Here is a 12,615-nt window from a genome sequence, read left to right as displayed (position 1 = left end):
CATCGGCGCGCGCGGGGAGGGCGGGCTATTGATGGATCCTAAGATCGATCGCGCCTCGAGCCGGTCGGAAGTGCGGGAGGAGGGAACGATGGCTGGTCGTCTTGAAGGGCGTGTCGCGGCGGTGACAGGGGCCTCGCGGGGGCTGGGACGGGCGACTGCAGCCTTGCTCGCCGCCGAAGGAGCAATGGTCGCTCTGCTGGATCTGAAGGCGCACTGGGCCCAGGCCGCGGCCGACGAGATCATCGCCGCCGGCGGTAAGGCCGTGGGGCTGGGCTGCGACGTCTCCGATCGCGAGGCTCTGACCGCCACCCTGAGCGCGATCAACGAACAGTACGGCCGGTTCGACGTCTTGGTGAACAACGCCATGTGGAACGTCTATGAACCGCTGGCGGCTATCCGTCCGGAGAGTCTTGACCGCATGGTCGGCGTGGGCTTCTCGGGCATGATCTGGGGCATGCAGGCCGCAGCCCCGCTGATGGCCGCTTCGGGCGGCGGCTCGATCGTCAACATCGCCTCGGTCAGCGCCCAACTGGGCATCCCGAACGGCATCGCCTATTGCGGCGTCAAGGCGGGCGTCGCCGGCATGACCCGCGCCGCCGCCGCCGAACTCGGCGCCTTGAACATCCGGGTCAACGCCGTGGCCCCGTCGACGGTGGACACCGAGGGCGTGCGTCGGGTGGTTTCCGAAGAGCGCATCGCCATGCGGATCGGCCAGACGCCGCTCGGCCGCCTGGGAACCACCGAGGACATCGCCAAGGCCGTCCGCTACCTGGCTTGCGACGACAGCGACTTCGTCACGGGCCAGATGCTCACCGTCGACGGCGGTCTGGCCACAGCTTTGTCCTAAACGCATTCTGGGCCGGATGAGATCATCCGGCCCAGCAACGATCTTTGACTAATGCGAGCGCGTCTGGCGGATCACACCGTCTGGCGCGCTTTTGATTCAGGCCGCTACGACGCCGGGTCGCAGGCTGGCCGCCAGTTCGGCGCGGTGATGGTCGGCGTTGCCGAACGCCATGTCGATCATGATCAGGCGCTTGAGATAGTGGGCCACGGCCAGCTCTTCGGTGAAGCCGACGCCGCCGTGCAGCTGCACCGCCTGACGGCCGACATAGAGGCTGGTCTGGCCAACGCGCGCCTTGGCCGCCGCGATCACCTTGCGACGTTCGGCGGGATCGCCAGAGAGGGCGATCGTCGCCAGGTACATCATCGAGCGAGCCTCCTCGCAGGCGATCGCCATGTCGACCGCGCGATGCTGCAGCGCCTGGAACGAGCCCAGCGTCTGGCCGAACTGCTTGCGGGTCTTCAGATACTCCATCGTCATCTCACGGACGGCGTCCATGGCCCCGACGGCCTCGGCCAGGCGGGCCACCACGCCGTGATCGACGGCGTCGCGTAGCAGCGGGAAGCCTTCGCCCAGGCCACCAATCAGGTTCACGGCGGGAACAACTACGCCGTCCAGCTTCAAGCCGGCGTTATGGCGGTTGTCCATGGCCCGGCTGCGCAGCACCGTCAGGCCGCTCGTTTGCGCCGGAACCAGGAACAGACTGACGCCGTCCTGGCTGTCATCTGCACCGGCTGTGCGCGCGGGGATGATGAACCAATCGGCGCCGCCGCCGTCCAGCGCGTGGCTCTTCTCGCCCGTGAGCCGGAAGCCGCCTTCGACAGCGTCAGCGCGGGTGGCGATACGATGAAGGTCAAACCGGCCGTTCGGTTCGGCGTCGGCCAGGCTGAGCACCATCTTGCCCTCGGCGACGCCGGCCATCAGCTCGGTGCGGACGCCCGCGGTCGCGGCGGTCAGCAGCAACGGCGCGATCACGCCGGTCGAGACGAACGGTTCCAGCATCAGGTAGCGACCGACCGCCTCGGCCACGACCATGGTTTCCGTCGGCCCCGCGCCCAGTCCGCCGTCATCCTCGGGAATGTTCAGCATCAGCCAGCCCAGATCGGCCATGCGACGCCAACTGGCCGCGTCATAGGCCTCGCCGCGCTCGACGCGGGCCCGCCAGGCCGTGAAGTCGCCGTGGTCGGCGCCGTATCGCCAGGCGCTGTCCTTCAGGAGCTGCTGCTCTTCGGAAAGGTCGAAGTTCATGGGGACCTCAGAGACCGAGCGCCCGACGGGCGATGATGTTGCGTTGGATTTCGTTTGAGCCGCCGTAGATGCTGGTGACCCGGGAATAGATCATCCCCTTGGCCGCCCAGGCGTCGGGCGCCTCGAACGGGCCCAGCGGTGCGAAGGCCATGGCGCCGTAGCCCTGCAGCTCGACCCAGTATTCGGTGATCTGCTGCAGCAGCTCGGACCAGCGGATCTTGATCATCGAGGCGCGGGGACCGGAGTCCTGACCCGACGTGGCTTCGGCCATGGTCCGCATCACCATGCCTTCCAGGGCCATGACCTCCAGCTCGTACTGGGCCAGGCGGTCGGCGACCCGGGGATCGTCCAGCAGGCTGCGCCCGCCGACCAGGGTCTCGGCGGCGACCTTGCGGGCGCCGCGCAGTTGCTGGGCCAGGCGCGTCGTCGTGGCGGCGGTGACGCCGCGTTCGCGATCCAGCAGCACCTTGCCGTAGCTCCAGCCCATGCCTTCCTCGCCCAGCAGGGCCGAAGGCGGGACCCGCACATTGTCGAGGAAAACCTCGTTGGTGTGGTGGATCTCGTCCATGGTCACGACAGGGCGGATCGTTACGCCGGGCGTGTCGATGTCGATCAGGAACAGCGAGATGCCGGCCTGCTTGCGCGCGTCGGGATCAGTGCGGGCCAGCAGGAACATCCGGTTCGCCACATGGGCGTAGCTGGTCCAGGCCTTCTGGCCGTTGATCACGTACTCATTGCCGTCCCGCACGGCGCGGGTCGACAGCGACGCTAGGTCAGAACCGGAGTTGGGTTCGGAGTATCCCTGGCACCACCAGTCATCGCCCGAGACGATGGCCGGCAGATACTTGGCCTTCTGCTCGGGGCTGCCGAAGGTGAAGATGATCGGGCCGATCAGCTCCAGGCCCTGGTGGAACTGCACCGGTGCGTCGGCGCGCGAGGCCTCAGTCTCGAAGATGTATAGCTTTGTCGGGTCCCAGCCCGTGCCGCCATACTCTTTCGGCCACGACGGCGCGCCCCAGCCGCGCGCGTGCAGCAGCTTCTGCCACTGGGTGAACTCGTGGGGTTCCAGGCGCATGCCGGCGCGCACCCGGCTCTTGAACGACTCGGGGACGTTCTCGGCGAAGAAGGCGCGCACCTCGTCGCGGAAGGCGGACTGCTCCGGGGTCAGGTCAAGATTCATGGTTCACCACGGGTCAGAGGAAACAACGGGTCTCGGCGATGCCGCGCACGCCAAGACCATGGAACGCCATCAGGCGGCCGGAAGCATCGACGTCGGTCTTCAGCCGGCCGCCGCTGTCGGAGATCGAGGTCACGTAAAGAATGTCGAGGTCCTCGCCGCCGAAGGCCGGGCACGAACAGAAGGGCGCGGGGCTTTCGACGACCCGATCCAGGCGGCCGTCCGGCGAAATGCGGATCAGCTTCTGGGCCTGCACCAGGGCCAGCCAGATGTAGCCTTCGGCGTCGACCGTCGCCCCGTCCGGGGCGCTGTTGAAGCCCGTGGTGTCGAAGAAGTCCCGCTTCTCGCCCACCGCGCCGGTCTCGGGATCATAGCTGAACGCCCACACCATGTGGCGCAGGCTGTCAGCGAAATAGAGCGTGTCGCCGCTGGGGCTGAAGCAGGTGCTGTTGGCGATCTCGATCGGCTCGGTCGGCAGCACTTCCCAGGCGCCGCCGGCTGTGAAGCGATAGAGCTTGCCGATCCGTCCCGTCTCGTTGTGCATCGCCATCGTGCCGGTAACGAAACGGCCTTGGCGATCGGCCTTGCCGTCATTGAAGCGCTCGATCGGCGCCAGGGTGTCGGGCAGGGCGATCGGCGTGAAGGTTCCGGTGTCCAGATGGACGCGATAGGCGCCGTCGGCGAGGCCGGCGATCAGCTCCCCGGGGCGGCCCAAAACCACGCTGCCGATGGGCTTGGGCGCGGGGATGGATCTTTGCTCGCTCGTGAACGGGTCATAGCGCCAGATGGCCGGCGCCATGCTGTCGACCCAGTAGAGCACCCCTGCGTCGGCGTCCCACAGCGGCGACTCGCCCAGCCGGCAGCGCTCCTTGCCGATGATCTCGACGGTGAAGGTCATAGCGAGGGTCCTTTGCTGGAAGCGCTCGCGGCGAAGTCCGCGCGGCGGTCCTTGGCTTCGCGGACGCGCAGGCTGCGGCCGCGATTGGCCAGGATGATCTCGCCGTTGATGACTTGGCTGGCGGGCGAGGCGAGGTGGACGGCCAGGTCCGCGATCTCGTCGGGGTCCACGCCGGCGCCGTCCTGAGCCAGATCCAGGGCGATGCAGTTGGCGCGATGCCCCGCGCCGAAGCCTTCCAGGGTGACGCTCCGCATCAGCGCGACATGAGCGCCGGAGAAGGCGCAGGCGTCGGCCGCGCCCCATGCGCCCAGATAACCTCGGTCGCCCACCAGCACGATCGCGCCCCTCGGGTTCAGACGGCCTAGCAGGGCGCCCAAGGCTTCGAACAGATCGGCGAAGTGCGCCAGTTGAGCGTCCAGCCGCGTGTCGTCGAGGTCGAGAAACAGCGCCGGCGAGGGCGCGGGCGGCGCGACGATCACAGCAGAGTCCACGCCGTGTTCCAGCGCCGTGATCGCCTCAGCGTCGGGCCGGGCCAGGGTGATGACGCCGCCGGCTTCGACGCTGACGCGGCTCGCAATCGCCTCGGCGACAGGTCCCTGGCCGATGATCAGGAACGATGGGTTGAACGTGTTCATAGCGGCGGCAGTCCCAGGGATTTCCCGCCGTCGGCCATCAGGATCTGGCCGTTGACGAAGCTGGCGTCCGGTCCGGCCAGGACGCTGACAATGGCGGCGATCTCGGCCGGGTTGGCGGGCGCTCCGGTCGGCTCCATGCGCTTGAGCGCGCCCAGCATGTCGCCGAAGCCGTCGATCATCCGGGTGTCGACCATGCCCGGCGCCACCGCGTTCACGCGGACGCCGCGCCAGCGCAGCTCGATCGCCATGGCCCGGGTCAGCGACACGACCGCAGCCTTTGAGGCCACATAGTGAGCAGCGCCGGCCCCGCCGAGATAGCCGCGCGAGGCGATGTTGATGACGCTGCCGCCGTCGGGCATGCGCCGCACGGCCTCCTGCGCGACACGGATCGTCGCCAGCAGATTGATGCTCATCACGCGGTCGCAGTCCGCCCGGTCGACCTGTCCGATCGGATCGAGAAGGCCGCTGACACCCGCGTTGTTTACGAGGACGTTCACCGCCTCGACGCCGTCCAGAGCCTTGATCACCGCCGCGCGGTCGCGGCAGTCTACGGCGGCGGTGCGGACCGTCAGTCCCGCTTCGCGCCAGTCGGTGGCGGACTGCGAAAGCCGGGCTTCGTCCGCGTCCAGCGCCAGGATGTCGAAGCCGTCCGCGCCAAGGCGCTCGACGATGGCGCGCCCGATGCCTTGGGCGGCGCCAGTCACCATGGCCAGTTGCGGCATGCCGGGTTTTCTCCTCATGGCGCCAGAAAACGCCAGCGCGCCGAAGGGACGGACATCCGATCCTCTCAGGCGGCGCTAATCACATGGGTGATGGATCAAACGAGCGTTTCGAGCGCCGCGCGCGTGAAGCCGACCAGTCCGTCGGTCTCGCCGTCTCGGACCTTTTCCACCCAGCGCGGGTCAGCCAGCAGGGCGCGCCCGACACCGACGAGATCGAAGTCGCCCCGGTCCAGCATGGCGTCCAGCTTGTCGAGCGAAGACGCGCCAATGACGTCCACGCCTTCGCGCAGGCTGGCCACCACGTCGCCGTCCAGCCCGACCGAGCCGACGGTCATGGTCGGCTTGCCGGTCAGGGCCTTGGTCCAGCCGGCCAGGTTCAGCGGCGAGCCTTCGAACTCCGGCTCCCAGAAGCGCCGTTGCGAGCAGTCGAAAACGTCGACACCGGCGTCGACCAGAGGCAGGAGGAAGGCCGCCAGTTCATCGGGCGACTGGCAAAGGCGCGCGGTGTAGTCGACCTGCTTGAACTGGGAGTAGCGGAAGAAGATCGGGAAGGTGGGGCCCACCGCCTCGCGGCAGGCCTTGATCACCTCGGTGGCGAAGCGCAGGCGCTGGATCATGTCGCCGCCATAGCGGTCCTGGCGCTGGTTGGTGGCCGCCCAGAAGAACTGGTCGATCAGGTAGCCGTGCGCGCCGTGAATCTCGATCCCACTCGCCCCGATCGCTACCGCGTCGCGCGCGCCCTGGGCGTAGGCCTGGATCACCGCCTCGATCTCGGCCTCGGTCGCGGGCGTGCCGAAGGGTTTGCCGGGCTCGTAGACGCCGGAGGGCGAAATTGAGGGTGCGGCGGCGTTCGGCGGGGCGGCGGTGAGGGAGCGGTGGCCGCCGATGTGCCAGAGCTGGGGAATGAACGCCGCGCCCGCCGACGTCACCGAAGCGGCGATCGTCTTCCACTGGTCCAGCGCGGGGCCGTGGAAGTTGGGGATATCCGCGTGGTCGACGGCCGCCGGATGGTCGATCGCGACGCCTTCGGTGATGATCACGCCGACGCCGGCCTCGGCGCGGCGGCGGTAGTAGTCCGCGACCGCCTGGTTCGGAATCCCGCCGGGCGAGAAGCGCCGGGTCATCGGCGACATGACCACGCGATTGCGAAGCGCGAGGCCCGCCACGGTGGTGGGCGCGAAAAGCGAGGACGTGGACACTACGGAGTCTCCAGATGCGAAGGGGGCGTCCCCGGGGCGTCGCGCTCCGGGCTGGCAGCCAAGACGTCGCAACGACTAGGCGCGGACGATCGACGCGCGCACCAAAGTTCGCGATCGGATCACGCGCATCACCCACGTGATTTATCGGCCGCTCATGGGGGCCGGCGCGGCGCCCATCCCGCCGCCCCATAGACCTTTGAGGAAAGAGACCTCGGGAGGCCGCCTTGATCTGGAACTATGGAGACATCTTCGACGCGGTCGCACGCGCCGCACCGCCCGAGCGTCCCGCTCTGATCTGGCGCGACGTCGTCGTGCCGTGGGGCGAATTTGATCACCGCACCAACAATCTGGCCAAGGCCCTGATCGATCTCGGGCTCAAGCCGGACGCCCGCATCGGGATCCTGTGCCGCAATCACCCGGCCTATCTGGAGTTCCTGGTCGCCGGCGTGAAGGCGCGCCTGCTGACGGTCAATCTGAACTACCGCTACACGGCCGACGAGATCGCTTACGTCCTGAATGACTGCAACGCCGAGGTGCTGTTCTACCAGTCGGACTTCGACGGGATGCTGGAGTCGTTGCAGCAGCGACTGCCCGGCGTGCATGGCTGGGTCCGCATCGAGAACGAGCGCTCGCCCGAAGCGCCCCCGGAGGGCGCGCTGTCCTACGAAACCCTGGCGCGGACGGGTGATGGCAAGCCGCTGGACATCACTCGCTCGGCCGATGACGGCTATCTGCTCTACACGGGCGGCACGACCGGCAAGCCCAAGGGCGTGCACTGGTCCACCGACCAGTCGCGCCGCGTCCAGCTGGAGTCGCCGCTGATCGCGCGCGTCCCCCAGACCATGGACGAGCACCTGGAGACCGTCCGCGCCACCGACAGCCGGATCATTCCGGCCTGTCCGCTGATGCACGGCTCGGGCAGCAACTCGGCGATGGGTGACCTGCTCAATGGCGGGACGGCGATCATCCTCTCCGGCGATCGGTTCGACGCCGCCCAGCTTTGGCGCGAGGTCGAGAAACACCGCGCCACGCGGGTCTCGATCGTCGGCGACGTCTTCGCCAAGCCCATGTTGAAGGCGCTGGACGACGCGCCGGACGCCTATGACCTGTCCAGCATGCGGGCGATCAGTTCGGCGGGGCTGACCTGGTCCAAGGAGGTCAAGGAAGGGCTGCTGCGGCACATGCCCAACATCGCGCTGGTCGACATTCTGGGCGCATCGGAAGCCTCGGGCCTGGGCTACTCGGTGGCCAAGGCGGGCAAGATCCCGGAGACCGGCGTGTTCGACGCCGCGCCCCTGACTGTTCTGATCGACCCGGATACCGGCGCAGTGATGCCGAAGGACCGTCCGTCCGAGGGCTTCATCGCCCGCAGCGGCGCGATGGCCAACGGCTACTTCGGCGACCCGGAGAAGACGACGGCCACCTATCGGGTCATCGACGGCGTGCGCTACGCCGTGCCCGGCGACTTCGCCCGCTGGATGCCGCCCAATCAGTTCACCCTGATCGGCCGTGGCAACCTGTCGATCAACACCGGCGGCGAGAAGGTCTTCCCCGAGGAGGTCGAGGAGGCGCTGAAGCTGCAGCCGGGCGTGGCGGACGTGCTGGTGGTCGGTCAGCCTGACGACAAGTGGGGCAAGATCGTCGTGGCGATCCTGAAAGCCGACGGCGTGTTCGACGAGGCGCGCGTTCGGGCGGGCCTGGCCCAGACGCTGTCGGCCTACAAGCATCCCAAGCGGTTCATCCTGGTCGACACCGTGCCAAGGCACGAGAGCGGCAAGGCCGACTATCGCACCGCCATAGCCTTGGCGGCCGAGACGGCCTGAGGTTCAGGCCTTAGCGCGTGGCGGCCAGGCGTTCATCGACTGGCCGCCGATCGCCATCAGTTCGCCGGTTCGGGCGAACAGGCGGATGTCGCCGTGGGCGAAGCCTGAGCGGATGCCCTGAATCCGCGCGTCGCACAGGATCCAGTCGGTCTCGACCCGTCGCAGCACCCGAAGCGTGTTGTCCAGGCTGACGCCGCCCAGGCCGCCGCCCAGCGCCTTGCTCAGGGCGTAGGGGGTGAAGTCGCCAAACAGCGCCAGGACGCTGATGTCCATCGGCAGGTCTTGACGCGCCCGCACCCAGAACACCGTCCGGCCGCTGTCGGCCAGCTTTCCGGTGGGCTCGGTTTCGGCGAAAGGGCCGGGCGGGATGCGCATCTCCAGGGTTTCAAGCAGCGTGCCGGGCTCCTGACCATGCGGCCACAGTTTCGCGGTTTCGCAGGCCTCAGGCGGGGGAATATCTGGGGCTTGGTCCCAGGCATGGTCGAGCGGCTCGTCACGGACGCCCAGGGCCGCCGTGGCCAGGAAGATCTCGCGATCCTCCACCCGACCGATCACGCGCGCTTGGGAGATCGTTCGTCCGGGTCCTGGAACCTCGATGCTCAGCTCGAGTGTCTCCTCGGCGCGGACGGGACCCAGGAACTGGATCGTCGACCAGACGACCGGGCGTTGGAGATGATCCTCCAGGGCCGCGAGGGCCGAGCCGAAGAGCACGCCGCCAAAGACGAAGACATTGCCGGGAGGCCCGACGCACAGACGTCGGTCGGCGATCAGGGTCTGGCGCGACGACCCCGGCGTCGCCTCGAAGCGCATCAGGCGTGATGGTGAAGCGTTTTCGGGTGCCGTGGAGGCGTTCTGGTCGGTCATCTGTCTCTCCCCGCAGCATCCCGGCCAAGGCCTGGGGGCGCCACGCTCAGCCCTTCGACGGTCGGGGGGATTCGATCAAGAGCGCGGCAGGGCGACCACCAACAGACACATCCGTGATGTTCGCGCTCTAATGCGGCCACATCTGGCGAAGGGGAGGGGGGCGCCGCGACAAAAGCCCTGTTCCCAAGGGAGATCGCCATGACCGTGTCGCAGCAAACGACCGCAAGCCAACAACCGACCCGGATCGACGCGCTCGTCATCGGCGCCGGCTTTGGCGGCATGTACGCCGTTCACAAGCTGAGCAGCATGGGCCTGAGCGTCCAGGGCTTCGAGGCCGGCGGTGACGTCGGCGGCGTCTGGTACTGGAACCGCTACCCGGGCGCGCGTTGCGACCTGATGAGTCTGGACTACTGCTATTCGTTCTCGCCCGAGATCGAGCAGGAATGGACCTGGAGCGAGCAGTTCGCCGCTCAGACCGAGATCCTGGCCTATGCCAATTTCGTCGCTGATCGCCTGGATCTGCGTCGCCACTTCAGCTTCAAGACCTGGGTCACGGGCGCAGCCTATGACGAGGCGGCCAATGTCTGGCGCGTCACCGTCGACGATGGCCGCGTCTTCGAGGCGACCTATTGCGTGATGGCCTCGGGCCCGCTGTCGATCCCCAAAGGCGTACCGTTCGACGGCGTCGAGGACTTTAAGGGTCAGATCCTGCTGGCCGCCAAGTGGCCGCATACGCCGGTCAGCTTCGAGGGCAAGCGTGTCGGTCTGGTGGGCACCGGCTCGACCGGCATCCAGATCGTGCCTGAGGTCGCCAAGACCGCCGGGACCCTGACGGTGTTCCAACGCACGCCCAGCTTCACCCTGCCCATGCGCAATGTGACGCTCGAGCCGGACTATGTGGCGGAGCTCAAGCGCAACTACGCCGGCATTCGTCAGGTGGCGCGCAACAGCCCGCTGGGCGGTGTGCGGCCCCAGTCGACCCGCCCGTTTTTCAGCGTCACGCCCGAGCAGCGCCGCGCCTTGATGGAGGACTCCTGGGCGAGGGGCGGTCTGGCGTTCCTCGGCACCTTCTCGGATCTTCTGGTCAATCCCGAGGCCAATGAGCAGGTCGCCGAGTTCGTGCGCAGCAAGATCAGTGAGGTCGTCACCGATCCCGTGACCGCCGAGAAGCTCAAGCCGCGCGGCTATCCGATCTTCGCCCGCCGTCCGTGCCTGGACACGCACTACTACGAGACCTTCAACCTGCCGCACGTCAAACTGCACGATTGCCTGGAAAGCCCGATCGTCAAGATCACCCCGGCGGGCCTGCTGACCGACACGGGCGAGGTCGAGCTGGATGTGCTGATCTTCGCCACCGGCTATGACGGCCTGACCGGGGCGCTGCTGAACTTCGACGTGGTGGGACGCGGCGGCCTGCAGCTGCGCGACAAGTGGCGCGACGGGGCCAGGTCGCATCTGGGCCTGATGATCACCTCGTTCCCGAACCTGTTCCTGGTCTGCGGCCCCAATGGCCCGGCCGCCCTGGCCAATATCATCACCCTGGACCAGCAGAACATCGACTGGATCGCTGACGCGATCACCCACATGCGCACGCAAGGTCTGGCGACGATCGAGCCAACCGAAGCGGCCGAAGAGGCCTGGATGAACACGGTCTACGGTCTGGCTGAGCTCACGCTCGTCTCCAAGGCCAACACCTGGTACGTGGGCGGCAACATCAGTGGCAAGCCGCGCGGCTTGAGCATGTATACTGGCGGGTTTCAGCGTTATTCCGAGGCGTGTCGCCTGGCTGCTGAGAACGGCTACAAGGATTTCGTGTTTGAGACGGTCGCCGCGAAATCGGCCGCAAAAAGCCCGGCGCTGGTCGGATAGCGCCTTACACAAGTCGAGATAGGGGAGGGCGGCGCTGCAGATCTGCAGCGCCGCCCTCTCTTGCTCTAGCCGCCGCGCTTGAGGGTCTCGCGCGCGATGATCAGTTGCTGGATCTGGCTGGCGCCTTCGTAGATCCGGAAGATGCGGACGTCGCGATACAGGCGCTCGATCCCATAGTCGGCGACATAGCCCGCGCCGCCGAACACCTGCACCGCCCGGTCAGCGACCCGGCCGACCATCTCTGAGGCGAACAGCTTGGTGGCGGCGGCCTCCAGCGTGACATTGGCGCCGGCGTCGCGCTTGCGGGCGGTGTCGAATACCAGGGCTTTGGCGGCCAGCGCCTCGGTCTTGCTGTCGGCGATCATGGCCTGGATCAGCTGGAAGTTGGCGATCGGCTGGCCGAACTGCTTGCGCTCGCTGGCATAGGCCACGCAGTCGGCGATCAGTCGCTCGGCCACGCCCACGCAGACTGCCGAGATATGAACCCGGCCGCGATCCAGCACGCGCATCGCCAGTGTAAAGCCCTCGCCTTCGGCGCCCAGGCGGTTCTCGATCGGCACGCGGACATCCTCGAAGATGACGTCGTGAATGTGGGCGCCTTGCTGCCCCATCTTCTTCTCGGGTTTGCCCACGCTCAGACCCGGCAGGTCGGCGGGAACCAGGAAGGCCGACACCCCGGCGCCGCCTTTGGAGTTCGGGTCGGTGCGCGCCATCACCGTGAACAGGTTGGCCCGGCCGGCGTTGGTGATGTAGCGCTTCACCCCGTTCAGAACATAGTGGTCACCGTCGCGCACGGCGCGGGTCTGCACCGAGGCGCTGTCCGATCCGGCTTCGGCTTCGGTCAGGGCGAAGGCGGTGATGGTCTCACCGGAGGCGATTGACGGCAGCCAGCGCGCCTTCTGAGCTTCGTCGCCGAACATCACCAGGCCTTGGCTGCCGATGCCGACATTGGTGCCAAAGGTCGAGCGGAAAGCGGGGGCGGCGTGGCAGAACGCTACTATGACGCGAGCTTCTTCCTCAAGGCTTAGCCCCAAGCCGCCATAGCTTTCGGGGATCGATAACCCAAACAGACCAAGCTGCTTCATCTCTTCGATGATGGATCCAGGCACCTCGTCCGTTTCAGACACGAGCCCTTCGATGGGACGAAGGCGCTCGGCGACGAAGCGTTGGATGACATCGATGAGGGCGCTGAGCGTATCTGGATCTGTCATAGAGTTTCCGTTGGGATGAGAGCGCTGTTGTTGGTTGCAGCTTGGCGCGTCGATCAGGGCGCGACGCTCAGGAGTAGGGGGGCTTGGTGCTGCTGGAGCCCCGGGAGCTCACGCGTCATAGCCTC

Annotated in this window: 11 protein-coding genes; 3 read left to right on the top strand and 8 right to left on the bottom strand. The window is 67.3% G+C overall.

The window, feature by feature from the left end; genetic code table 11:
* The first annotated feature begins 70 nt into the window (after positions 1 to 70).
* Positions 71 to 847, top strand: coding sequence for an SDR family NAD(P)-dependent oxidoreductase (locus tag OVA11_RS12085; RefSeq protein WP_268068961.1), 777 nt, complete (start codon positions 71 to 73; stop codon positions 845 to 847).
* 96 nt (positions 848 to 943) lie between these two features.
* Here OVA11_RS12085 and OVA11_RS12080 read toward each other — a convergent pair whose 3' ends face one another.
* From OVA11_RS12080 to OVA11_RS12055, 6 genes are all read right to left on the bottom strand, one after another.
* Positions 944 to 2,092 (bottom strand): acyl-CoA dehydrogenase family protein, encoded by a 1,149-nt coding sequence (locus tag OVA11_RS12080; protein WP_268067621.1) that lies wholly within the window; start codon positions 2,090 to 2,092, stop codon positions 944 to 946.
* 7 nt (positions 2,093 to 2,099) lie between these two features.
* The gene (locus OVA11_RS12075; protein WP_268067620.1) at positions 2,100 to 3,272 is read right to left on the bottom strand and encodes an acyl-CoA dehydrogenase family protein; all 1,173 of its coding nucleotides are present in this window, start codon (positions 3,270 to 3,272) and stop codon (positions 2,100 to 2,102) included.
* A gap of 13 nt (positions 3,273 to 3,285) precedes the next feature.
* The gene (locus OVA11_RS12070) at positions 3,286 to 4,167 is read right to left on the bottom strand and encodes an SMP-30/gluconolactonase/LRE family protein (protein ID WP_268067619.1); all 882 of its coding nucleotides are present in this window, start codon (positions 4,165 to 4,167) and stop codon (positions 3,286 to 3,288) included.
* Positions 4,164 to 4,802 (bottom strand): SDR family NAD(P)-dependent oxidoreductase, encoded by a 639-nt coding sequence (locus tag OVA11_RS12065; RefSeq protein WP_268067618.1) that lies wholly within the window; start codon positions 4,800 to 4,802, stop codon positions 4,164 to 4,166. The genes OVA11_RS12070 and OVA11_RS12065 overlap by 4 nt, the downstream gene beginning before the upstream one ends.
* Positions 4,799 to 5,542 carry an SDR family NAD(P)-dependent oxidoreductase gene (locus tag OVA11_RS12060; protein ID WP_268067617.1) on the bottom strand — a complete coding sequence of 248 codons (744 nt, stop codon included), beginning with the start codon at positions 5,540 to 5,542 and terminating at the stop codon, positions 4,799 to 4,801. The genes OVA11_RS12065 and OVA11_RS12060 overlap by 4 nt, the downstream gene beginning before the upstream one ends.
* Positions 5,543 to 5,619: 77 nt before the next feature.
* Positions 5,620 to 6,723, bottom strand: a complete 1,104-nt coding sequence (locus OVA11_RS12055) for an NADH:flavin oxidoreductase (protein ID WP_268067616.1) — start codon at positions 6,721 to 6,723, stop codon at positions 5,620 to 5,622.
* 224 nt (positions 6,724 to 6,947) lie between these two features.
* Here OVA11_RS12055 and OVA11_RS12050 point away from each other — a divergent pair, with 224 nt between their 5' ends.
* Entirely contained in the window at positions 6,948 to 8,546 is a 1,599-nt protein-coding gene (locus OVA11_RS12050; RefSeq protein WP_268067615.1) for an acyl-CoA synthetase, read from the top strand.
* Positions 8,547 to 8,549: 3 nt separating this feature from the next.
* Here the strand turns inward: OVA11_RS12050 and OVA11_RS12045 are convergent, their stop codons facing one another.
* Entirely contained in the window at positions 8,550 to 9,410 is an 861-nt protein-coding gene (locus OVA11_RS12045; protein ID WP_268067614.1) for an acyl-CoA thioesterase, read from the bottom strand.
* Between the two features lie 198 nt (positions 9,411 to 9,608).
* Between OVA11_RS12045 and OVA11_RS12040 the strand changes: the two genes are divergently transcribed.
* Complete coding sequence (locus OVA11_RS12040) at positions 9,609 to 11,279, top strand: flavin-containing monooxygenase (RefSeq protein WP_268067613.1); 1,671 nt, start codon at positions 9,609 to 9,611, stop codon at positions 11,277 to 11,279.
* 65 nt (positions 11,280 to 11,344) lie between these two features.
* Here the strand turns inward: OVA11_RS12040 and OVA11_RS12035 are convergent, their stop codons facing one another.
* On the bottom strand, positions 11,345 to 12,490 hold the full coding sequence (locus tag OVA11_RS12035; RefSeq protein WP_268067612.1) for an acyl-CoA dehydrogenase family protein: 1,146 nt from the start codon (positions 12,488 to 12,490) through the stop codon (positions 11,345 to 11,347).
* Positions 12,491 to 12,615 lie beyond the last annotated feature (125 nt).

It is taken from the genome of Caulobacter sp. SL161 (assembly GCF_026672375.1).
Taxonomy (GTDB): domain Bacteria; phylum Pseudomonadota; class Alphaproteobacteria; order Caulobacterales; family Caulobacteraceae; genus Caulobacter.
Note: the sequence above shows the minus strand (reverse complement) of the source record. Positions and strands in the feature narration are given on the sequence as shown.